The 23,895-nt window shown below is 40.8% G+C and carries 22 protein-coding genes; 10 read left to right on the top strand and 12 right to left on the bottom strand.

What is annotated here, in order from left to right; translation table 11 throughout:
- Positions 1-241: 241 nt before the first annotated feature.
- A complete protein-coding gene (locus RMY31_RS18710) occupies positions 242-2,254 on the bottom strand; it encodes an AAA-like domain-containing protein (RefSeq protein WP_322666159.1) in 2,013 nt (670 codons plus the stop codon).
- A 1,338-nt stretch (positions 2,255-3,592) separates the two neighbouring features.
- Between RMY31_RS18710 and RMY31_RS18715 the strand changes: the two genes are divergently transcribed.
- On the top strand, positions 3,593-4,306 hold the full coding sequence (locus RMY31_RS18715) for a hypothetical protein (protein ID WP_322666157.1): 714 nt from the start codon (positions 3,593-3,595) through the stop codon (positions 4,304-4,306).
- Between the two features lie 58 nt (positions 4,307-4,364).
- Here the strand turns inward: RMY31_RS18715 and RMY31_RS18720 are convergent, their stop codons facing one another.
- Entirely contained in the window at positions 4,365-5,303 is a 939-nt protein-coding gene (locus RMY31_RS18720; RefSeq protein WP_322666155.1) for an alpha/beta fold hydrolase, read from the bottom strand.
- Positions 5,304-5,483: 180 nt separating this feature from the next.
- Here RMY31_RS18720 and RMY31_RS18725 point away from each other — a divergent pair, with 180 nt between their 5' ends.
- From RMY31_RS18725 to RMY31_RS18740, 4 genes are all read left to right on the top strand, one after another.
- Positions 5,484-6,365, top strand: coding sequence for a shikimate dehydrogenase (locus RMY31_RS18725; protein ID WP_322666153.1), 882 nt, complete (start codon positions 5,484-5,486; stop codon positions 6,363-6,365).
- An 80-nt stretch (positions 6,366-6,445) separates the two neighbouring features.
- The gene (locus tag RMY31_RS18730) at positions 6,446-6,685 is read left to right on the top strand and encodes a hypothetical protein (RefSeq protein WP_322666151.1); all 240 of its coding nucleotides are present in this window, start codon (positions 6,446-6,448) and stop codon (positions 6,683-6,685) included.
- 237 nt (positions 6,686-6,922) lie between these two features.
- Positions 6,923-10,624, top strand: a complete 3,702-nt coding sequence (locus RMY31_RS18735) for an NACHT domain-containing protein (protein WP_322666149.1) — start codon at positions 6,923-6,925, stop codon at positions 10,622-10,624.
- A gap of 241 nt (positions 10,625-10,865) precedes the next feature.
- The gene (locus RMY31_RS18740; protein WP_322666147.1) at positions 10,866-12,068 is read left to right on the top strand and encodes an alpha/beta hydrolase; all 1,203 of its coding nucleotides are present in this window, start codon (positions 10,866-10,868) and stop codon (positions 12,066-12,068) included.
- A gap of 62 nt (positions 12,069-12,130) precedes the next feature.
- Here the strand turns inward: RMY31_RS18740 and RMY31_RS18745 are convergent, their stop codons facing one another.
- Positions 12,131-12,739, bottom strand: a complete 609-nt coding sequence (locus tag RMY31_RS18745; RefSeq protein WP_322666145.1) for a hypothetical protein — start codon at positions 12,737-12,739, stop codon at positions 12,131-12,133.
- Positions 12,740-12,835: 96 nt separating this feature from the next.
- On the opposite strand from RMY31_RS18745, the gene RMY31_RS18750 reads away from it, so the two are divergent.
- On the top strand, positions 12,836-12,988 hold the full coding sequence (locus RMY31_RS18750) for a hypothetical protein (RefSeq protein ID WP_322666143.1): 153 nt from the start codon (positions 12,836-12,838) through the stop codon (positions 12,986-12,988).
- Positions 12,989-13,069: 81 nt separating this feature from the next.
- Positions 13,070-13,501, top strand: coding sequence for a biotin carboxylase (locus RMY31_RS18755; RefSeq protein ID WP_322666141.1), 432 nt, complete (start codon positions 13,070-13,072; stop codon positions 13,499-13,501).
- Positions 13,502-13,598: 97 nt separating this feature from the next.
- On the opposite strand, the gene RMY31_RS18760 is transcribed toward RMY31_RS18755, so the two are convergent.
- From RMY31_RS18760 to upp, 4 genes are all read right to left on the bottom strand, one after another.
- A complete protein-coding gene (locus RMY31_RS18760) occupies positions 13,599-13,877 on the bottom strand; it encodes a YggT family protein (protein WP_322666139.1) in 279 nt (92 codons plus the stop codon).
- A gap of 198 nt (positions 13,878-14,075) precedes the next feature.
- Positions 14,076-14,342, bottom strand: coding sequence for a hypothetical protein (locus RMY31_RS18765; protein ID WP_409878077.1), 267 nt, complete (start codon positions 14,340-14,342; stop codon positions 14,076-14,078).
- Positions 14,290-14,643, bottom strand: a complete 354-nt coding sequence (locus RMY31_RS18770) for a hypothetical protein (RefSeq protein ID WP_322666135.1) — start codon at positions 14,641-14,643, stop codon at positions 14,290-14,292. Before RMY31_RS18770 ends, RMY31_RS18765 begins: the two co-directional genes overlap by 53 nt.
- A gap of 80 nt (positions 14,644-14,723) precedes the next feature.
- Positions 14,724-15,374 (bottom strand): uracil phosphoribosyltransferase, encoded by a 651-nt coding sequence (gene upp, locus RMY31_RS18775; protein ID WP_322666133.1) that lies wholly within the window; start codon positions 15,372-15,374, stop codon positions 14,724-14,726.
- A 297-nt stretch (positions 15,375-15,671) separates the two neighbouring features.
- Here upp and crtH point away from each other — a divergent pair, with 297 nt between their 5' ends.
- Positions 15,672-17,186: a carotenoid isomerase gene (crtH, locus tag RMY31_RS18780; protein ID WP_322666161.1), complete on the top strand. Its 1,515-nt coding sequence runs from the start codon at positions 15,672-15,674 to the stop codon at positions 17,184-17,186.
- Between the two features lie 33 nt (positions 17,187-17,219).
- On the opposite strand, the gene RMY31_RS18785 is transcribed toward crtH, so the two are convergent.
- Complete coding sequence (locus RMY31_RS18785; RefSeq protein WP_322666131.1) at positions 17,220-17,639, bottom strand: hypothetical protein; 420 nt, start codon at positions 17,637-17,639, stop codon at positions 17,220-17,222.
- A 20-nt stretch (positions 17,640-17,659) separates the two neighbouring features.
- A complete protein-coding gene (locus RMY31_RS18790) occupies positions 17,660-18,613 on the bottom strand; it encodes a hypothetical protein (RefSeq protein WP_322666129.1) in 954 nt (317 codons plus the stop codon).
- A 238-nt stretch (positions 18,614-18,851) separates the two neighbouring features.
- Here RMY31_RS18790 and RMY31_RS18795 point away from each other — a divergent pair, with 238 nt between their 5' ends.
- On the top strand, positions 18,852-20,195 hold the full coding sequence (locus tag RMY31_RS18795) for a serine hydrolase (protein WP_322666127.1): 1,344 nt from the start codon (positions 18,852-18,854) through the stop codon (positions 20,193-20,195).
- A 67-nt stretch (positions 20,196-20,262) separates the two neighbouring features.
- Complete coding sequence (locus RMY31_RS18800; RefSeq protein WP_322666126.1) at positions 20,263-20,418, top strand: adenylyl-sulfate kinase; 156 nt, start codon at positions 20,263-20,265, stop codon at positions 20,416-20,418.
- Positions 20,419-20,530: 112 nt separating this feature from the next.
- On the opposite strand, the gene purT is transcribed toward RMY31_RS18800, so the two are convergent.
- From purT to RMY31_RS18815, 3 genes are all read right to left on the bottom strand, one after another.
- A complete protein-coding gene (purT, locus tag RMY31_RS18805) occupies positions 20,531-21,703 on the bottom strand; it encodes a formate-dependent phosphoribosylglycinamide formyltransferase (RefSeq protein ID WP_322666124.1) in 1,173 nt (390 codons plus the stop codon).
- An 88-nt stretch (positions 21,704-21,791) separates the two neighbouring features.
- A complete protein-coding gene (locus RMY31_RS18810; protein ID WP_322666122.1) occupies positions 21,792-22,742 on the bottom strand; it encodes a hypothetical protein in 951 nt (316 codons plus the stop codon).
- Between the two features lie 257 nt (positions 22,743-22,999).
- A complete protein-coding gene (locus RMY31_RS18815; RefSeq protein ID WP_322666120.1) occupies positions 23,000-23,497 on the bottom strand; it encodes a pentapeptide repeat-containing protein in 498 nt (165 codons plus the stop codon).
- Between the last annotated feature and the right edge of the window lie 398 nt (positions 23,498-23,895).

A 23,895-nucleotide genomic window follows, 5' to 3' on the forward strand; every position in this document is an offset into this window, starting at 1 on the left:
TAAGTAATCGGACAGAATTAATTACACAATGTCATTGCGAGTGCAACGAAGTGAAACGAAGCAATCGCAAGGGTTTGGGATTGCTTCACTTTGTTCGCAATGACAGTAAATATTTTTGTCCAGCTACTTACCTCTTAATTCAGCCCTGGCAGATAAACCTATGCACAAGTGAATGTAGATACTGACAGGGATGAAAGGCGATCGCTATGCTAATTTCGAGAAATGCGATCGCCTCTACAGGCTAGCTGAAAACAACGCGATCGCGCCCTTTTCTTTTTGCTTGGTAGAGTGCTTGCTCAGCGGCACTTATCAGAGTATTTAATTCATTTTCTGCATTGGGAATTATACTAGCAACACCTAAACTGACAGTTAAAACATTAGCCGGAAGTCCATCGATTCCAGGATACTCACACTTAATTAACAAGGCTTTGACTTGCTCTCGAATGTGTTCGGCAAGAGACACAGCAGCAGCGGCATCTATCTGGATGAGAACAGCAAATTCTTCACCACTGTAACGAGCTACCAACACCGAACTGAATTCATTTCGAGAATATTTACTATGAGCTTGGTAAGTAAAGTTGTTATTACCAGGATGCTTCACGCAGTTAATAATAGTGTTGGCAATTTGTCGCAAACAATCATCTCCTGCGTCATAACTATATATTTTGTTATAAATTTTAAAATAGTCAATGTTGCATAAAATCAATGATAAAGGAGTGCGATCGCATAAACTATCAAAGTGAAGCTTCTCGGAGATTTGTGTATGCATGGCATTCTCACGAACCAATCTTTGCCACTCTGCTTGTAGGTAGATGTGAAAGTAGCGGCGATTAGCTAATTGAGTCAGTTCATCTAAGCTATAAAGGTCACGCAACAATTGATTTTCTTTTGCTAACTCTTCAATGCGAACATGTCTAAAATTCTCAGTGTTGTTGAGTCGATCCCGAAAATACAAACGATACAACTCACATGCCGGATAAGCGCGATCGCCTTCCAGGTTAACTAGTCCCATACTCTGTAATCTATATGCTATGGCTAGCTCTAATTTCACAGGGTCTTTAGCAGTAATCACCTCATAGAAAGCATCTCCCAATTCTGGCTGCTCTTGGAGTGCTAATACATACTGACTTAAATACTCTTGATAAATTCCTGCTGTTGTTAGTGCTTGTTGTAATAGCTGATGTAGATCCCCTTCTAACCCACCCTTACCCACAAGATGATACAAAGCTAGTCGTACTAAGTAAGGATGTCCCCCTACCATTGCCATCAAACTCAAAGCCTTCTTACTATCTGTCCAATCAAGTCCGTGACGTTGTGCCAATTCCTGCACTTGCTCTGTTGTGAATGGCGGTAAGTTAATTGCTAAACCGATATGAAATGGGGATTGAGTCAATTTTAAGGGAACAAAAATTTCCTTCGAGAAAACAAGGACAAGGCGGAGTTTTTGCAAAATCTCCACGCGTTTAGCTTGCTCGTACCAAGAACGCACTAATAGCAGAAATTCCCCAGCTATTTCCGAATACTCAAACACCCAATCGACTTCGTTCAATACCAAAACAAGCGGATTTGCTAAAGCAGGCAGTAAATAATTCTGGAAATAGATAGAGCAGCTGACTTTGCTACCTATATCCTGATTCCAATAATCATCGAGTTTTGGTTCTAGCTGTAACTCCCGACTGACATTGGCACACAACCAACGCAAAAATTTATCCAAGCTAGCAAAGACTGCTTTGTCTGCTTGTCGAAAGTCTAAATTTACGGTGCAAAAACTTTGATCGGCAGCATGTGCGAGTAGCCTGAGAATCAAGGAGCTTTTCCCCATCCTTTTACTAGCTTTGATACAGATGACACTCCCAGGTTTAGCTATTTCTGCGTAAGCAAGTTCCTCAGCTGGTGGCCGAGAAATGTAGAATCTGGAGCTAAGAGACACAGGACCACAGGGAAGTTCTAAAGATATGGCAGTGGCTACCTGATTAAATTCCTTAATTAACTGTTGATGCACTTTGCTGAGAGGCCGAGGTTCTAAAAAAGAGCGAAAGTTGGATTTATGAATTGGTTCCTGCCAAAAATTGCTCAGTAATTGCCATAAATTAGCAGCAACTTTCCTGACACGTTCTTCACCGTAGTGTGCTTCAACCGCCACACTTGTATAAGTTTTTCCCTCCCACGCAGAGCGCAATATCATCTCTTGGAGAGTCGTCAAACCATTTACTTGGCTGGCTTTTAGTAGCAATACGACTTCGTCTATAGTCATTCTTTATTGGCTCAACTTCTGTGTGACAATTCTCCAAATTATTTTTTGTGTCAATCTTTAGGTTATTAGGATTTGGTTGGATGTAGCCTTTCTAGTTTAGGTAGAAACGACATTGTTGGCAAAAAGCTACAAATTAGCCTTGACAATTTCTTTTAACCTTGAAACATCTGTCATGTATTGCTTATAGGATTTTGATTGAATTGTTTTTACCGTACATAGAGCCAAGTCTATGCGATTAGTTATACTTTTATTTGGCTATGTTTAGACCGTAAATGAACGCAATGTAGCTAATTTTTTTGACAATATAACGCTAGCGATCGCAATACAGATTAGCTAGGCATATTCATCTCTCGACTGTCCTCCAAACTATGTTTGCAAGAGGCTTAGAAATCTAGATTTTGGTATTTTACAAAAAATTCGCATATAGATTGCAAAATACAACAAAACATCAACTTTGGTAAACAAGTGGATGTTCCCTATCATGTGAGTGTTAACTTAGTCAATAAGACACCAGACAAAGCAAAACCAAACTAAATGGGCAAATGACTAGGTGTCTCCCGTCAATAGCCCAAGCAAGTTTCAGCATATCAATGATGAAGTGGTAAAAGCCAAAATTACAAGGCAAAGCCAAATCCCAAAGCGGAAAAACAATAAATGCTGAGTTTGCTAGTTGTTATGTCCACCTTAGTTGTTGAATTCCTCAGTTAATTTAGCAAGTTTAACAATTTGAAACCTGTGAATTTTAAAAACCTGGTCAATCTGCACCAGGTTTTTAAGTTATATAGTGGTTTTTCTCATTAGCAATGAGAAGTCAAAAGGCATAAATAAACAGAACGGGTACATCCCAGTTTTTATTTTTTAATGAGAGAATAGCTGTCATTGTGTTCGTGTAGCGTCTCATAGAGACGAGGAATGACGTAGGCAGAGCCTTCTCGCAGAGTAGCAATCGCATGGACTCGCTCGTAGTTGAAGGATTTGGCGATTGCTTCGCTTCTCCTGTCGGAGACGCTGCGCGAACGCTCGCAATGACATGCAAAAAAGTGGGATGCTCCCAAGAGAATTATGTAACAAAAAGTAAACTTAACTCAAACCCTCTTCGTTTCTGCCCTCTGCATGAAAGTGTCCGTCACGCAGAGACGTAGAGAATAAAAGTTTTAAGATACTATTTTTTGAATTTCATACTTTTATTCAGCAACGCCAATTTTTCAGCCCCTGGTTTTACTTATGGGGTCTTATATTTGTAATTTGTAATTCCCCAAAGGGTTTGACTCTGGCTAATTTTTCAGCAGCGAATAAAATAGGACAGCAATATACCCTATACTCTGCTGGGAGAATTTAATGAATAATTATAGATGTTTGAGCAAAATATCTACAGCTATGATCGTAGCTACTCTTTGTTTTTCTTGTGAATCGATCCCTACCAGAAAAACAGAGCAGGTAAAAGCTGCCGACCAGCAGAAGACACAACCAAATGTTGTCTACGGTGAGTTAATCATTAAAGAACAATCAGATTACCTGATGATTCCAGTTAATATTACAGAGCCGGATAGAGATAAAGGAATTAATTTGGATTATTCGCGCTCTTATAAAAGAGAAAATCCCTTGTATAACATCATGTTTTATCATAAGCAAGATGGAGAAACGCATCTTTTATTAAATAAAAAAGCCATTATAAATTCTTTTGATTTATTAGAATCCAAAGCAGCAACTAAACCGCAAACAAGATTTTGGTTATATAGAATTCTTGACCAAGATACAAACGCAGATAAAAAACTCAACTCAGAAGATGCCATTGTTGGCTATCTTTCTGATTTATCAGGCAAGAATCTCCAACAAATTACGCCAAACAATAGCCAAGTCATAAAGTGGGTTGTGATTCCGAGTCAAAATGCGATTTTTCTCAAAATTATCAAAGACTCAAATAATGATAAAAAGTTTACAGAAGCAGACAAGACAAATTTTATCAGGGTTAATCTCGATCGTCCGGGTATGGGAACTGAGATTATTAGCGAACAAATAGAGCAAGAAGTTAAATCATACATTCTTAAATAAAATAATGGTAAGGAAGCATGTTTCCTTACCATTACTTGAACAGATAGCAAATTTTATCTTACTGCGAAATAGATAAAATCCAGTCGCGTAAAAGTGGATTTATATGTTGTGGTACTTCATCATGAGGACAATGACCTGCCCTGAGAAAATGTTCTGTAAGTTCAGGATAATATTGCCGAAACTTTTGGGAACGTTCTCTAGCATTCATCCAAGGATCGGCTTCGCCCCACAACAATAATAGAGAGCAAGTTAATTGCTTTAATAGCACATCAACTTTTTCCCCTTGAGGAGTACTAAAGACTGAAACAAACACATCCAAAGCACCGGGATCGTAAGCAGGGCGATAAATTTCTTCTACTAATTGCTCAGTAATTGCACTCTTGTCAAGATAAACTTTCTCTAGAGTTTGACGAATTACCCAACGTTGTCGCACATATTGAAATAACAGAAACTGGGCTAAAGGTTGTTGCAAAATCCACTTGAGTGAATCACCCAGTAGATTTTCTAAAGGAGAAGGTTGTTTGGGGGGCTGAATTTGTGTTTGTAAAGCTTCAGGTTCAGCTGTATGCTGGCTTTGGCTAAAAGGGCCAGCGCTATTGAGTAAAACTAAACCAGCTGCACTGTCAGGACGTTGTGCAGCAACACACAAGCAAGCATAACCACCAAGAGAGTTACCTGCTAATACTGCTTTTTGACCAATCACTTCACTGATAAAATCATGAAGTTGGTCGCGCCACAAGTCTCCACCATACTGCAATTTAGGTTTTGCCGATCGCCCAAATCCTAAAAGGTCGATCGCAAATACTTCAAAATCTTGATACAGTCCTGTGATATTCTTGCGCCAGTGGTCTGTGGAAGCACCAAACCCGTGTACTAAAAGCAAGGGTGGACGTTGCGGTTGTTTCTCTCCCGCACGCACATAGTAAACGTTGTGCCCTCGCCACTGCCAATATTTTCCAGGAATTGGAGTTGTAGAGGGGGCTGTAGTTGCCTGCATGATTCAAAGAAATGTTAAGGAGCCTTTAATAATTGTAGAGCAGAGAGGCAGGAGAGCCGAGGACGTGGGGATGAGGGGATGAGGGAGACAAGGAAGAAATTACAACTACTTCTGCCTATTGCCTATTGCCTTCTGACAACAGACGCGATTAATCGCGTCTCTACTAATGACTAATGACAAATGACTAAAGTATTGATTACAGGTAAGACTAAACTATTAGGGGTTATTGGACATCCGGTGGAACATTCGCTGTCGCCGGTGATGCATAATGCAGCGATCGCTCAATTGGGATTAGATTATGTTTATCTTCCCTTTCCTATAGAACCAGACAATTTAAAAGTTGCGATCGCAGGTTTTGCCGCTGTTGGGGTTGTCGGCTTTAGTGTGACGATTCCTCATAAGCAGGCAATTATGCCTTTACTGTCAGAAATTACTCCCATTGCCCAAGCTATAGGTGCAGTTAATACTGTTAGCCGCCAAAATCATAAATGGGTAGGGACAAATACAGATATAGAAGGATTTATCGCTCCTCTACAAACAACATATCAGCAAGATTGGAGTCAGAAGGTAGCGGTAATTTTAGGCAATGGTGGTGCAGCGAGGGCTGTTGTCGCAGGTTGTCACCAATTGGGTTTTGCCAAAATTTATGTGTTGGGGCGCAATGTGCAGAAATTACAAGCATTTTGCGATAGTTGGAGTAATTCACCTATGGAAGAGAATTTGCAAGTCGGTACATGGGATGAACTAGCAAAATTGATTCCCCAAGCAAACCTGCTGGTAAACACAACCCCAATCGGAATGTATCCCAATGTGGATGACTCGCCATTGAGTGCAGAGGAGCTCAAGAATTTACCGCCAGGTGCGATCGCCTACGATTTAATATATATTCCTAAACCGACACAATTTCTTCAACATGCCCAAAAACAAGGGGCTATCGCCATTGATGGCTTAGAAATGTTAGTCCAACAAGGAGTAGCAGCCTTAAAAATCTGGTTACAACGAGAAAGTGTCCCTGTAGACGTAATGCGCCAAGCTTTGCAAAATCACTTGGGCTTAGAATAACTAAGCGATCGCCCTTTTTGCTTGCAAAATCTACTGAAATGAGTAAGCGATCGCCCTTTTTATTTACATAATCTAGTGAAATGAGTGCGCGTTCTACTGAAAAGAGTAAGCGATCGAGCATATTGCTTTCTCATTTTGCCCGATCGCTTTCTAATTTTGGTGTTTTCCGCAAGCAAAAAGACATATTGCTTAATCAAAAGCTGCGATCGCTTTCTGATTTTGGTGTTTTCCGCAAGCAAAAAGGCATATTGCTTTCTCATTTCGGTAGATTTAGCAAGCAATATGCCCAATTGCTTATTAAATTCGACTTTCTTGATTAGGCAACAGTTCTTAACTATTCCCTAGTCCCCAGTTCCCAATCCTTTGATCCAACAAAGTTAATGGTAGCTGGACAGCGAACCTTGTCCAACCTTCACTGCATGTTGGTGCTATACCGTTGCTCAGCAATAAGTAACACATCGTATTGCTTAATTTATCCTTAAGTTATGGCGAAAAACGTTGAACTCCGAGGCGTATAAATTACATTAAAAATTAAATAATATTTTGTAATAATACTCATGCCTGTTGTGCGATCGCTTCTTTCCATTCTCTGCCCTGCAATAGCAAAGATAATAATTTCTACTTACCTGAAAAATCGCTCATTAGAGAAGGCGGTTGAAGAAAATATAGTAGACAAGCTTAAAAATTTTATTTCTAACGCTAGCGACCAAGAAAAGACACAAAGAAGTATTGAAAGAATTGCCAAGCAGATAGTAGAAAAGATGCAGTTCATTTTCGACCTAGAAGCTGTAAGCATCAGCCAAGACAGCCGCACGGCAGTTCAATTTGAAATTGCAGAAACATTGCATCGGGCTGAGGTAACGAGTGAGTTACTGATGAGTTTTAGTCTGGATGTAAAATCCTTAACTGTAAACCTTCGCAATGGTTATCCAGAGGCTTGCAAACACTTTAACCGCAATGAAACTGCTCTATATGAGCGGATATTAGAAGAAGTAAGCAGAGGCATCATCGAAGTAGCACCACAATTGAAAGATTTTACACTTGCTGCAACTACAGAGAGTTTACAGCGGCTGGAAGAGATTATTAAATATCTCCAGACATCACAAGAACAGTCTCAACGAAACAAAAATGAGTTTGAGAGAAGATATCGAGATGTCATCATCCGCGAACTAGATCGAATGGAGATGTTTGGTTTGCCGCGAATGGATACCCTAACTGCTCGACAAAGCCTTAGCAAAGCCTACGTTACTTTGTCAGCAATACCGCACAGGCGAGAGGAGCAAAATCAAGAGGCAGAAATTATCAGTAGAAAGCTAACGGAAGAAATAGCAGTTCACGCTCAACAGCACGATAAAATCACCAGTTTACGCACATCTCCAGTAGACGAAACCCTCGCTAACTGCCGACGAATAGTAATTCGGGGTGGAGCTGGTGCTGGTAAAAGTACACTTCTCCAGTGGCTAGCTGTGCGTGCTGCCAAGCAAGATTTTCCAACTGCTTTAGAGTCTTGGAATCGACTTATACCATTTTTTATCCGGCTAAGGTCTCTGGTAGATAAAGGTTTCCCCACACCAGAAGAGTTTCCAAAACTCATTGCTCGTAACATTGCTGATACGATGCCCAAAGGGTGGGTACATCAATGCCTTGAAGCCGGATACGCCTTGGTATTGATTGATGGGGTGGATGAACTACCACGAAACCAGCGTCAAGATTTTTTTGATGCTCTTACTCGCTTAGTAGCAGATTTTCCCTATGCACGTTATGTTGTCACATCACGTCCCGCTGGGCTAAAAGATGGTCAAGGAGAAAAGTGGCAGGATTGGGAAAATTGGACAGAGCAAGCAGAATTTCTCAATCTATCACTACAGCCGATGAGTCCTACTGATATCGAGCAGTTTATTACTCAGTGGCATGAGGCTCTAGCAGCTGCTTGTCGTCCAGAAGATGGACAGATTAATTTACAGAGTAAGACAACCGACCTAAAACGTCTATTGCGTCAACGTCCTGAGTTGCGGCGACTGGCAACCACACCATTGTTATGTGCGATGATTTGTGCGCTGTATCGAGACCGTGGTGAAAATCTGCCTACAGAACGTATCAAGCTTTACCAAGAGTGCATTGATATGCTGTTGAACAGCCGCGATCGCGGACGCAAAATTAAACTTGACCTTGACGAGTCTTACCCACGTGGTCTGTCCGACAGTCAGAAAATGGCTTTAATCCAATCCTTTGCTTATTGGATGATGCAAAATAATTTTTCTGACGTTGAAATAGACCGAGTTGATGACCACTTCACCCGTCGCCTACCAGGGATGAACCTTCCCAAGGAAGTGACTGGGAAACAGATACGCGCTCTATTTGTGGAAAGAGCAGCACTTTTGCGGGAACCAGCTGTTGGGAAAATTGATTTTGCACACCGCACCTTTCAAGAGTTTCTTGCAGCACAGGCAGCACTGAATGAAGATAGTGTTAATGTACTACTACAAAATGCCCAAAACGACCAATGGCGGGAAGCAATTATTGTTGCTGCGGGTCTAGGTCGCCCCAGAGAGCGTAAAGAACTGCTCGAAAGGCTGCTCAAAATGGGTAATGAAACGCCAGATAATCGCCATTATTTGCATTTGCTGGCGGTGGCATGTTTGGAAACAACTGTAGAAGTCGATCCTCAGATACGTGCTGAAGTGCTTAAACAAGCTGAGGCTTTGTTACCTCCCAAAGATGATGACGAGGTGACAATGGTTGCCAGGGCTGGGGATGCGATCGCACCTTTGCTTGCTCCAAACCCAAACTATTCTTGGTGGGAAACTGCTAGGTGTGTGGAGGCGTTAGCCAAGATTGGTACTTCTGCTGCTATGGAAATTTTGGCTGATTATGCAAAAGATAGTCGTTATGACCTAAGCAGGGAATTAGGTGAAGCGTGGGATGCTTTTGATCGTAGAACGTATGCTAGTAAAGTATTATCTTACACTACCAAAGTCTATGTCCGAATTTTGGTGTCATGGGATGGATTTGAGTACCTCAGCCATGTCACTGATATAGTTATAGCCAACCTAACTATACAAGACCTCAGTCCTCTCAGGAACTTCACTAACCTCACTGAGTTGGCTATTTATAGTGCAAATGATATAGTCTTTGACTTTAGTCCATTTGCCACTCTCCCCAAACTTACCCGTTTATTCTTAGGTGAAAAAGTAGCCATAGACCTGAGTTTACTTCCAACTCTCCCTAACCTTACCCATTTATTCTTAAATAAAAAAGTAGCCATAGACCTGAGTTTACTTCCGACTCTCCCTAACCTTACTTATTTGTCTTTGGATGTAGAGGTAGTCACAGACTTTAGCTCATTAGCTGCTCTCCCTAACCTTACGCACCTGAACTTAAGTTTAAAAAATACAGACATTAGCTCACTAGCTGCTCTCCCCAAACTAACTGTTTTAGAATTAAGCGGGGCAATTAATGACCTCAGCGCGCTAACTATCCAGCCTAATCTCTCTAGCCTCTTTTTATTTTTTACGAGTGTTGGTGAACTTAAACCATTGACAAACCTTACTAATCTAGTCAAGTTAGTCATTATTCATAATAATGAAGAGGTTCCTTTGAACTTTGGTTCGCTAGCTAAACTATCTAATCTCAATACTTTAGGTATTAGTGGAACAAAACTTAGGGATCTCAGCCTGATATCTAACCTGACCAATCTTGTTAACTTAAGTCTTAATGAAGACATCAGTGACTTAAGTCCACTATCTAATCTAACCAAACTCACTTCACTCAGCATAGGAGGAATATATTTTGAAAATTGTTCATCAACTGGAGGCTGGAATTCTCTTAGCGATCTAAGTCCACTTGCAAACCTTATAAACCTTTTAGAACTGAGACTGGAAGGAACACAAGTGAACGATCTCAGTCCACTTGCTTCTCTGCATCATCTCACAAACTTAGTCCTGGTATCGAATCAAATCAGTGACTTCAGTATCCTTTCTAGCTTTACCCATCTTGTTCACTTAAGCATAGCAGAAACAAGTTTAACTGACCTAAATCCCCTTGCTCGGCTCCACAATCTTCGTAGCCTTTCTCTAGGTAAGATCAAACACCCATTATCAGGAAGTTCAAGAATCATGCATACGCCTGTACATGATCTAAGTCCGCTTGCAAACCTTCCTAATCTTACGGAATTAGTTCTAGGAGATACAGACGTTACCGACCTTAGCCCAGTAGAACGATTACCCAATCTTAAAATTGAAAACGATAGAGGTTGGTAGCATAAAGAAAGGCAATTGGTAGAGGAACGATCGCGATCGCTAATTTCATCAACCTGAAAAACCATACAGGCAAACCATTCCCGCGCACAGGGTATTGAAAACTTGAATGCGATCGCCTAATCTCAGCTTTAGTGCATCCTCAAAGCCAGTAATATGACTCGACGTAATTTAACTATTGCAACTCGCAGCATTGGCGGATAGATTGTACTTCTTTCGAGTCGTTGTTACTGCTGTTTCATCTATGTTCGCCGAACCCAAAATATTTTTATCGTGGCTGGCATTATTACTGAGTTTTGTAAGTTTATTTCTCAGTTCTTGGATTATTCTTCCTGCTCCTAATATGTTGTTACTCAAGCTAGGAGTGGGAGCGCCAGAAATCAGTCCTGGATTATTTTTATTAAATTTGTTCTCTTTATTGCTGTCTTTTGTCTGCATTCATCACTATCAACTACAGCGCCTAGCCTGCATTGTCAGTTTAATAGGATTGCTAACTTGTGGGTGGGTACTGGTGAATATAGCACCAACACAAATACAGATGGCAAAAGCAATGAAACAAGGGTTGGGAGCAGACTATCTAGAGGGAGTTCCAGTTCAAGTCAGCGCTAAGATGCAAACCCATCCCTTTGACTTAGTTAATGCTTTTCGAGGTATTCCATTAGCCAAAACGCGTCATCAAACAGATATTGTCTTTGCTACGCCTGCGGGAGTGCCTTTAACAATGGAAGTTTACCAACCTCAAGAGGTGGGAAAATATCCAGCAGTAGTAGTAATTTATGGTGGAGCTTGGCAAAGAGGCAATCCTAGCGCCGATCCTGAGTTTAATCAATACATAGCTAATCAAGGATATACAGTCTTTGCCATTGACTATCGACACGCGCCTCAATATCGGTTTCCGGCTCAGTTAGATGATGTGCGTACCGCCCTTGATTTTGTTCGTAAACATGCAGCGGAGTATGAAGCAGATCCAGAACGCATGGTACTTTTTGGACGTTCTGCCGGCGCACATTTGGCAATGCTAGCAGCTTATCAACCAGATGCACCACCTATTCGTGCTGTGGTGAGCTATTACGGCCCTGTTAATTTACCTGAAGGATACAAAGAACCACCACGTCCCGATCCCATAAACGTCCGCGCTGTTTTAAAAGCATTTATAGGTGGTTCTCTCGAAGAATTACCCAATCAGTATCAAATTGCTTCACCGATCGCTTACTTGACGCGCCCTTTACCACCAACTTTACTAGTTTACGGCAGTCGCGATCATTTGGTAGAAGCCCGATTTGGCAGACAGATGTACAAACGTTTGCATCAGTCTGGTAACACAGCAGTTTTTCTAGAAATTCCTTGGGCAGAACACGCCTTTGATGCCGTTTTCAGTGGTGTAAGCAATCAATTAGCCTTATATCATACCGAAAGATTCTTAGCTTGGGCGTTATCCAGCCACTAATTTTAATTACGAATTACGAATTACGAATTACGAATTACGAATTACGAATTACGAATTACGAATTATTTCGGCCAGCGCCAATTGTAGCGATTCCATTCGTAGATACCTTGAATTTCATACTCACCGCCATTGTAGAAGCGGACAAGACAATTGGTTGAAGAGTCATCGCCATCGCTAATTTCATCAACCTGAAGAACCATGCAAGGAAACCATTCCCGCGTACAAGGGCCGTCTTCTTGTACCCATTCCCACAGTGCATTGGAAACTTCAATGCGATCGCCTACTCTCAGTTTCAGTGCATCCTCAAAGTAAGAATACTTATTAAAATGATATGATTCGACACGATTTAACCATTGCAAACCGTAGCTTTGGCGGATAAATTGTACTTTTCCGGAGTCAATATCATGCAACCAGTCGTTAAGTAACTGTACTTTCCATGTGCGATTTTGTTGTTCCTCTGTCCTGACGAACTGTAAAAATATCTCCAACTCTTCTGCGGACAGTTCGTCTAAGGGATTGGTAATATCTACCAAGCTTGATTTAGAGTTTCCCTGAATTTGCTCAACCACTTGCAGTAATATCTGTTTCTGCGTATCAGTGAGAGGACAGCTGGCTGCATCACAATTATTAAAAGCTGCTTCCAATGCTGCTTCAATCTCATCTGGAGTCATAAGTTAATAGCAATTAAGGGTTATTTCATTAATTATTACAAAAGTTAAATTGAACTCTCCAATGTCTCAAGAAAAACGGGTGTAGGGGTGTAGAGGATGCAAAAGTGTTTATTTCGTTTGTGGCGGGTGGTGCGCCGCCAGTGCGTCTACCCTAAGGCAACTCTAAGAAATAAAAATAACCGCTTCAAGTTGTTGACTATTCCCAGTCATCCGTCATCAGTCATCAGCCATCAATGGGATATTTTTTGAGCTACAAGTCCTTTAGTAGTGAAATTCAGGTAAGCTGAGTTTACAAGTTGCATACTGTTGGATTAAGTTACGGGGTCTTTTATGCGGTTGCGCTCACTCACGGTTGTCTTTATTTCCTGCCTAATCGCGTTTCTATCGTGGGTATTTACTCCTCCTGCTGTAGCGCTGACACAGATTAAACTATTTGATGTTACCTATAAGGATTGTCCGCCAGAACTGGCGCAAGGGGCTGTCATCAGTAGTGGTAGTGCGGCTGCCAATTGCTTTATTGTCACTGGCAAGGCGGAAAATGGCACCTCTAAAACAGTCTATGACGCAGATATCTTTGGGCGTATTTATGATGCCAACAACGACTCGGTTATGCAAAATCGCACCCGTCTCGGTTCTATTGCCGAAGTCCCGCCAGGAATCAGTGATTTTGAATTGAGAATTTCTGTACCTGCGAATCAGCCGTTACCTTTGAAGCTGAAGCAGTTTAAAGCCGCAGGATTTAGCGGACAAGTCCGTAAGTGAGTTGTCTATTTAGGTTAACCCAATATTTAGAGCAATTAAAGACTGTAGAGACGCTTTGAAATTAACGTCTCTACAAAAATCTCTATTGAAGTAGTAATTAAAATCCTTGTACAAATGGCAAGGCTGTTAAACTTCTGAGAAAGTCACCAGCTAAAGTCAGCACCAAGAAGGCTAGGATAGGGGAAAAATCCATACCGCCCAAGGGGGGGATAATTGAGCGGAAAAGATTCAGATAAGGGTCTGTTATCTGGCTCAAAGCGGTAAATGGTTGGTTATACCAATTGATATTGGGGAACCAGGTCAACAAAACCCGAATAATTAGCAAGTAGCTATAGATGGTTAAGAACGTAGCAAGCGTAGTAATCAGTAAATTCATGGATAGTGGGGTTTCCTACTAAGTGTTAAAAGGGGTCTTATCATTGATTTTAATTTAGTCTACGCCACGGTGTTGGCAGATTATTGCCGTATTAACCACCATTGGCATCTTCGCTAAATATAAAATACCTCAGGCAGCGTGGCAAAAATAACCATAAAGTGCTGAGTAGAGACGTGATTAATCGCGTCTGTACAAGAGTTATCTCTCCTCTGCCCATCTGCTTTCCTGCCCTACCCCTGCCTTACCCTGCGGGAACGCGCTTGAGCAAACGGGTGACGCTCCTAACGTCGCTAACGCTGCGTTAACGCCACTTGACGACAGTTGCCTCAAGTCGGGAAACTCGCCCACGGCACTGTCTCCTTTATGCCGGGGAACCCGTCTACCGCAGTGGCTCACCTTCTGCCTTCTAGCACTAAGAGTCTTTAGTAAGGGAACGATCGCTAGTAGACTGGGATGAGCCGCCATTGACATTACCCAGATGCTTTCGCACTTCATCAATTGTGGCATTGAGCTGGGCAATTTTATCTTCTAGCGATCGCCGCGCCGTTTCCATTTCTATGCCATCACTATCTGGGGCTATCATCTGACGACGTTTTGCTGATACTTTCTTCGGGCTTGTTGTGCTGTTATTCAGTTCTGTCTCCTCTTCAGCAGTCAATTGCGGATCGCGTCGAGAAGCTAGCACAGATCCTAGAATACCACCAACTACGCCACCGACAAACGCTCCTGCTAAAAAACCACTGGCAAAACCATCACGCTGACTCATAAGTTTACCGCCTTGAAGAAACTTTGCAATTTTTTACATCATGTAGTTCAGCTATTTTCCTTCCCTAGCTGCATACTAGCTTAAGTCCCAAAGGTGCGATCGCCTGCATCTCCCAATCCCGGTACAATATATCCTTTACTATTGACTGTTTCATCAATAGTAGCTGTGTAAACTATCAAACCAGGATACGTGGCATTCAATTTCTGTAATGCTGGGGGAGCCGCAACCACACAAACAATTCGCGTCAAGCTTGGATCGATACCCCGCTGTGTCAATTCTGCCATTGCAGCCATTATCGAACCTCCCGTTGCTAACATCGGATCGGTAATTAATACCCGTGTTTGGGGGTCAAATTTCTCTGGCAATTTGTTCAAGTAACATGCAGGTTCTAGCGTCTCTTCATCTCGCACCAAGCCAAGATGGTAAATCGAAGCCAAAGGCAACAGAGTTTGCGCTCCCTCTAGCAATCCTAAGCCTGCTCGTAAAATCGGTACAACCGCCACAGGTATCTCTGGATTAATCAAAGTTGCCGGACAGGAATCCAGAGGACTCTGCACTGTTATCTCTAAAGTCGGCAACCATTCTCGTGCAGCTTCGTAAGTTAGCCATCGCCCCAACTCAGTCATTGCACTACGAAATAATACTGAAGGTGTAGCAGCATCGCGGGCAACTGCCAACCAGTGCTTGATTAGGGGATGGGGTGGAACGTAAACACGCAGTTGTGGCATCATAGCCAGAAATAAGCACTATTTATTGTACTAGAACTGAAAGATAATAATACTCTTTCCTGCGTACTGCTGACAGCTAAAATCAACACCTCATTTTTATTGAAAATATTTTTCATTAATAGTTGACAGCTATTCTCAATCAAAGTTATATTATTAGTCAGTGTTCTCCTCTCTTTAAGGATCGGCAGACGGGATTAGCCAGCGGTAGCAGGCTCGTCCCTCTTTTTTTGTTATTGGTCATTGGTCGAGGGAAAATAAACAACTGACAACTGACTATTGTACAGACGCGATTAATCGCGTCTGTACAGACAACTGACAAAAATGCAAGATATTGATGTAATTGTTATTGGTTCTGGTATTGGTGGCTTGGTGACAGCAACTCAGCTAGCAGCGAAGGGCGCTAGAGTGCTGGTACTAGAACGTTATTTAATTCCAGGTGGTAGTGCTGGCTACTTTGAACGTCAAGGCTATCGATTTGATGTTGGAGCGTCAATGATTTTTGGTTTGGGACAGAATGGCACCACCAACTTACTCACTCGCGCCCTTGATGCTGTAAACGTCAGTCAACAAACAATTGTCGATCCCGTACAGATTCATTATCATCTGCCCAACGGATTAGACATCAAAGTTGACCGGATTTATGATAATTTTTTGCAAAATCTTATTGCTTATTTTCGCCATGAAGAACAAGGGATTCGTCGCTTTTATGACGAATGCTTCAAGGTGTTCAATTGCCTCAATAGCATGGATTTGCTGTCGTTAGAAGAACCTCGGTATCTCATGCGAGTATTTTTCCAGCATCCTTTGGCATGTCTCGGTTTAGTTAAGTATCTGCCCCAAAATGTTGGAGATGTCGCAAGGCGCTACATCAAAGATCCCCTGTTGTTGAAATTTATCGATATGGAGTGTTATTGCTGGTCGGTGGTGACCGCTGACATGACACCAATGATTAATGCTGGAATGGTCTTTTCTGACAGGCATTATGGGGGAGTTAACTATCCCAAAGGCGGGGTAGGACAAATTGCTCAAAAATTGGTAGAGGGTTTAGAAAAGGCTGGAGGTAAGATTCATTACCAAGCCAGAGTCACGAAAATTATCACAGAACGAGGACGAGCTGTAGGCGTGCAACTAGCTAATGGTCAAGTCTATCGAGGTAAACGCATAGTTTCTAATGCTACACGTTGGGATACTTTTCATAAATTACTACCTGTAGAGAAAATACCCAGTAATGAGAAAAAATGGCAACAATCTTATGAAAAATCACCAAGTTTTTTGAGTTTGCACATGGGGGTGAAAGAGTCGGTGTTGCTGACTGGGACAGAGTGCCATCATATAGTTCTAGAAGATTGGCAGAAAATGGCAGCACCGACAGGCACAATTTTTGTTTCGATTCCCACGTTACTCGACCCAGATTTAGCGCCTGTGGGCTATCATATCATTCATGCCTTTACACCTCACTGGATTGATGATTGGCAGGGATTATCTGCGAATGAGTATGAGGCGAAGAAAGAAGAGGTAGCTTGGCAAATCATTGACCGACTAGAAAAGATTTTTCCTGGTTTAGATGCTGGCTTGGATTATTTGGAGGTGGGGACACCCCGCACCCATCGCCGCTTTTTAGGGCGAGAGGATGGCACCTATGGGCCAATTCCCCGGCGCAAGTTGCGGGGGTTATTGAAAATGCCATTTAATCGCACAGCTATTTCAGGACTTTATTGTGTAGGAGATAGTACTTTTCCAGGGCAGGGTTTGAACGCGGTGGCATTTTCCGGCTTTGCTTGTGCCCATCGCATTGCTGTTGATTTGGGACTTTAGTAAATATTTAATTTCGCTCAGCTACTTAACAGCTTATTTCAGGAATAACTTACGTAAAAAACCGAGTAAATGGATAGCAAAATCTATCTTTAGCTGAGTTTTACGTGCGGTATCGATGTCCTGTGAGATTTTCTGTAACTCAGCTAGATTTTGTTGATTGATGCCAATGATATTTACCCTAAATATTGAAGCTCTGACACTATTGAGAGTATTCTTGCATTCGGCAACCACCAAACTCAACTGGTTCACTTGCTCCCAGTTTTTTTGCTCTTGGGCGTTGAGCAGTTCAAATTGTAGCTGAGATAGAATCTCCTGTAATTTTTCTTCTGTGTTGCTCAACTGTTGCGAGTTGATTTGATTACTAGGGATTGCTTGTAATTGAGAAATAATAGCTGCAAAAATATCTAAAATGTTATTACTTTGTAAATCACCGAGTTTGCGAGCATTAGTCATAATTAATTACCTTGACTATTTTATTGACATCGAGGATTTTGTAACTGTGTTTGTCTATTGCCAAAAGATGTTTCTTTGAGAAATTTATTCAATGTTGAATCTTCATTGATTGATTTTTCAATAATATTAATCTTAGTTGCTATTTCACTGTAGTCTCTACCAGTAAACCTAGAAGTTATCCCAATAATTTGAGTAACTCTAGTAGCAATAACTTCAAACTTCAGATGAGGATATTCATCTATAAGTTTTGAGAGTTTTTGTCCAGTGTCAGCTGCTGTCAGAAGCTTAGATATAGACTCGTTTATAACTTGTTGTTCAGTAGCATTAACTTTTAGCCACTCATTTACTTGTTCCGCAACTTGATTCTTAATTGATTCTGCTTCTGGTTGTGAGGAAACGTTTAAACTTCTATACTGTTCGCGGAGATGCTGTAGTTTAAAACTGATGTTCACTCGGCGCGGATCGCTTGGTTTTGGGGGATGTTCTTGAATTTGTTTAGCTAAGAGTAGCATTTTTACTGTTAAACAACGTGCTGGTGTAGCAGTTCGTTCTACTAACTTTGCACTACCAAAATCAATGGTTTCTAGCTTATTAAATATCTCTACAGATATATCATATTCCGCTTTTAAATCATCTAAAGCTTTATCTAAGTCGGATGGTTGTATATGTTGCTGATTTTCCCTAGTGATAATTTTATTGACTTCTCTAGGACTTCTGAAATTAATACTAGGATCGTTTAATAATTGTTCAACCACAAACTCATTAGATGTTTTGGTATCTATAAGTGGCTCGTTCAGTTCATAGATTTTTTTAACTGATGTAATCGCATCAACTGCTTGGTCTCGAAAATTCTCCGCAGTTAATCGCAGCATTGCTCTTTTTTCTGGCGTACAACTGCAAAGGGTAACACTAGCGGTCAAAGCAACTAGACAAAATCTCCATACGGTTGCTTGCCGGAGATTACAAACTTTCATAGGTATTCTTAGTTGTGTAAAGATATGGTTGGACTGATTTACCGCCCTTTGTGCATATTTGCGTAGAGTATCATAGAAAAATTGGGTGGAAAGCAAATATACTTATTAAATTAATACTGCAAGCGATCGCTTTTCTCAGTCACTAGTGCATAATTTTGACAAATCGTCAATATTATGTTTTATTAGTGAACGTTTTTGTTGGTTGCTAAAACCTCCTCACACACAAACTTGTCACTAAATGTTAGTTACACCGAAAGTAAACATTGCAAAAACAAGCTGGCTGCTTTCCAGCTTTTTAAGTGTTTTTCTGCTTGGCTCTAGCGTCAAAGCTGCTACAATCGCCAATTGGCATTTTGATAGCAATCGCAATCATCTGAACTTCACCACAGATGAAAATGTTCAACCCAAAGTGCAACTGCTTGCAAACCCGACTCGTCTAGTAATTGATTTACCAGGAGTTAATTTAGGATATCCACAAGTCAGTCAAAAGGTGGGGTTAGTAACTAAAGAAGTTCGCATACAACAATTGAACGCAGATACTACGCGCATACTAATTACCCTCGCACCCGGTTATACTTTTGATCCAGCACAAGTAAAGCTGCAAGAACAATCACCCAACTCTTGGTCTTTGCAGTTACCTCAACCGATACGATTGGCTATAAGTCAACCAATTACGCCAGAAGTTGCGACGAACCAATCAAGTACTACACCAACAGTTACTGATAGCAATTTGTTTGCTGGTGTGGTTCCCATGCATTCATCAATGAAGGTGCTGGAACCTCAAATTAAAACCTTGATGGCGCGGTACGGTTTTCTCAAAACAGGAATGTTTTTCCTAGATTTGGATACTGGGGATTATCTAGATATTGGGGGCGATCGCGTCTTCCCCGCTGCGAGTACAATCAAACTGCCAATTCTCATTGCTTTTTTTCAAGATTTAGATGCTGGTAAAGTCACACTTGATGAAATGCTGACCATGCGGCGTGACTTAGTAACCAATGGTTCTGGAGTTATGCAGTATCAGCGAGTCGGCAAGAAGTACACTGCTTTGGAAACCATTAACAAGATGGTGACTATCAGTGACAATACAGCTACCAACATGATTATCGATCGCTTGGGCGGTGCGGCGCGACTCAATCAGCGTTTTCGTAGTTGGGGACTGAAAGACACGGTAATTCGGCATCTTTTAGCCGACCTCCGAGGAACCAATACTACAAGTTCGCAAGATATGGCGCGGGTGTTGGCTTTATTGGTGAATGACAAACTTGTTTCCTCAACTAGTAAAGAGCAGGCTTTGGATATTCTGCGTCGCACCACCATTCACACACTGTTACCAGCTGGTTTAGGCAAAGGTGCAGTCATTGCCAACAAAACGGGAGATATCGGTTTTCTCATCGGGGATGCAGGATTTGTCACTATGCCTAGTGGCAAACGTTATCTGGCAGCTATCTTCGTCAAACGTCCGTATAAAGATGTCAGGGGAAGAGACTTTATTCGTCAAGTTTCTCACCTTGTCTACGATTATCTGAATCAGCCTAACCCAGTTGCTACGGTTAATTCTCCTGATAGTGCTACGAGGTAAAAGCATTCTCGTTTAATGTATGCTAGCTGTGGTAGTTTTTCTGCCACAGCAGAAGAGGCAGGGGGAGATGAGCGTAGTAGCTAAATCATCCCGCAAATATGCAACACCGATTGCTTGTGCTGTAGCCCAAGAACTAAAAAGGCGAAATTACCCCACAGAATTACTAGATGGTGATGTTGTTCGCAACCATCTTTCACAAGGACTAGGCTTTAGCATTTCTTAACAAAAGAGTGAAAAGCCTATTTGTTGGCTGCTGCTGACGACGCTGGCTGTAGTCACATTTGAACATCTAATCTATTTGATTCCTGGGATTAAGCGGCAGTAGTTTGAGGTAACTAACTAATGATTTGAATTTTACTTGCTGCTTTTGTAGCCTTTTCTCGCGCTTCTTGAATATTTGCAGCTTTTGCTAAAGCTACTCCCATACGTCGATAAGGATAGGCTGTGGGTTTCCCAAATAGCCTGATGTCTACATCTTTTTCTGACAATGCTGCGGCTATACCTGTAAAAGTAATTGAATCTGATTTTTCAGAAGCTAAAATAACGGCACTGGCTGATGAACCCAACTGTTCTATATGGGGAATGGGTAAACCTAAAATTGCTCGCAAATGTAATTCAAATTCATTGAGATTTTGTGAAATTAATGTCACCATACCTGTATCGTGGGGTCTAGGAGAAAGTTCAGAAAATATCACTTCATCTTCGGTGATGAAAAATTCTACGCCAAAAATTCCGGCTCCTCCTAAGGCATCGGTGACTTTTGTGGCTATTTCTTGGGCTTGCAATAGCTTTTCTTCAGAAATACCTGCTGGTTGCCAAGACTCTTGATAATCTCCTCGTTCTTGGCGATGACCGATGGGAGAACAGAATATTGTTGGTGCATTCCATTGTTTAATTGTTAGTAAAGTTATCTCGATTTCAAAGTTGATAAATTCTTCAACTATAACTTTTTGGCTGTCACCTCTAGAGTTGGCGATCGCATAATTCCAAGCTTTCTCAACTTCGCTTTTATCTGATACTGTAGACTGTCCTTTCCCAGAGGATGACATCACAGGTTTCACAACATTGGGAAAGCCAATTTCATCAGAAACAGCAATCAGTTCTTCTAGGGTTAATGCATAGCCATATTTAGCAGTTCTGATGCCTAATTCTTGATGTGCTAGTTCCCTAATTCGGTCGCGATTCATTGTGTAGTTAGTTGCCGCCGCAGTTGGAATAACAGTAATGCCTCGTTGTTCAAATTCCAGCAGTTTTTCTGTTCTAATTGCTTCAATTTCTGGTACAATGAAATCAGGCTGATGTTTCCTCACTACAGCTTCTAAATCATCAGCACTCAGCATAGAAATAACTTCATTACAGTCCGCTACTTGCATAGCAGGAGCGTTGGCATAGCGGTCAACGGCAATTACATAATTACCAAGGCGTTGAGCAGCAATTACAAATTCTTTGCCTAGTTCTCCCGAACCCAATAGCATTAATTTTTTAGGCAGTTGAATTGAATTACTCATAACTTATACAATTTAATTGCTATTCAATAATTTTAACGTGAGTTGGATGAACCACATCATATCTGTTTAGTTAGCCGTATTACCAAATCTATTTATTTTCTAGTGTAAATACAGTTTCAACCATCAATCTTTGACGATCGCCTCCTATATAATCAAGATTTGCAGACCAATTTAGAATATCTTTTATTTCTCTTGCTTGAGTTGGAACTAGCTTATTACTAACCACTATTCGCCTTATTGCTAATAAAGCAGCATATTGTCCGAAAGGTGTCTCTAAAATACCTATTGCTCTGGAAAGTAATAAATTTACGTATTCAGTTGATGCTTGCCACTCAATATATTTGTAAGCAGATAAGCGTTCTCCTCCTCTATCACTGTTTAGTTTTGCTAGAACAGGAAAATCTACAGTTTTAGGAATTAAAGCCCACATCACTGATGAAATTTCACGCATTAATTTTGTCCGCTCTTTTCCAGAAGGCATTTCGTCTCTAACTTTGTCGTAATAATTGCCTAATTGATCTATTCGTTTCAGTGCTTCTGTTGAATCAATATCACTTGTAGCATTAACTAAGGTAATAGCCTCTCTATAGCGTTTTTCGACCTGTTGATATATTTCTTCAGAAGTTAGATTTGTAGAGCCAGCGCTCCAAATTTTTTCTTCGTAGTTCTTTGATGCTTCTTCTACACCATATCTAAGTTTAATTTTGAGTAAGCTAGTCTCAACTTCTTCGATGCCTTGCTGACGCAACCAATTCAAAGAACTTTTTAATTGTGGAAACAGTGAAATAAACCAGGGGAGTAAAACGGGAAGCCAAAGAAGAAAAACAAGAGCTAAAGTTACTGATGTAACTTTCAATTCAACAGAAAAACTCCAAATATTAGTATTGATTTTATCTGATTTGAGAGAAATCTTGAGAAGACTTAATATTACGAGAGTTAGGATAGTAATTAAGTATTTTTTCTTTAATGAAGAAGAAAAGTTCGGACTGATAGCAAGTTGGTTATCTTGATTAACTTTTCGATTGGAGTTATTATTCATTTAAGTTCACTTTTAAGTTTGCAGGTGCAGTCTCTCACTAAAAAACACATTATATGAATGGCAAAGACTTTTCGCCAAGGCTAATCAGTTAAAAGATGTTTTAAAAGTCAAAAAGAGAAGAAAATCATACAAGTCGTCGAACCATAATCCATATCATCGCAATATAGATGAAAGTCTCGGAAGTTTCAGGTAGCCTTTTAGGCTATCTTTTGGCGATCATCTTAACAAACAGCACTTGATTTTAGAATTTCGACTTTTTAGTTATCTTCTACTGAAGAGTTAAATTTAGCACTACGCAGTTGTAAATCTTTACGTTGTAGTTCGGTCAATCCAGTTTCCATACTAAACTGACATCCTTCTACTAAAGTATCTAACCAAATAGTCTCATTGAGAGTTGCACCTCTTAAATCTGCATTTCTTAAGTCAGCTTTTGTAAAATTGGCAAATAGCAAGTCTGCATTTACTAAACTACTATTTTGTAGGTTGGCTTTTGATAAATTTCCCCTGATAAAATTTACTTCATCTAAAACTAAATTAGATAAATCTGCCCCAACTAAATTGGGAAACTTTAGCTCATTGGGATTTTTAAAAAACCGCATTATACAATTTATATTTGCCTCATTGAGACGCATTTTCGTTAAAAAATCATAACGACCTAAACCTAGTGATTGCAGAGTTTGCAGGCGTTTGAGGGGACTTTGTTCTAAAAATTGAATGGCTGTATAGCGGAGAGATTCATTAGAAATATTTATCATTTTTTAATTAATGTTTTTAGAAACTATTGATAAAGTAAATTTTAATTTTGTAGGGTGTGTTACGACGTGATGCGACTAAGTAAAGCGATAATTATATTTTTGCCGTAACGCACCGAGATAAATGGTGCGTTGCGCTTCGCTATAACGCACCCTACTGGCGTGTCAAGGCTAAAGTAGTGCAATAGAAAAATTCGATTATGTGTCTAAACTTCAATTTTTCAGAGATTTTTAATGCAACATTTTAGCCTTGCCATGCCACTACTGGCATGGCAAGGCTAAAATAGTGCAATAAAGTTGGTACAAAATGGGGTAAGCTAATGGGGAAAGGTCGTAGAGATAAAGTGTTACTGAATACCGAACAGAGGCAAAAACTAGAATCTCTGAGTCGCAATGGATAT

The organism is Dendronalium sp. ChiSLP03b (assembly GCF_034531165.2).
Classification (GTDB): Bacteria; Cyanobacteriota; Cyanobacteriia; order Cyanobacteriales; family Nostocaceae; genus Dendronalium; species Dendronalium minutum.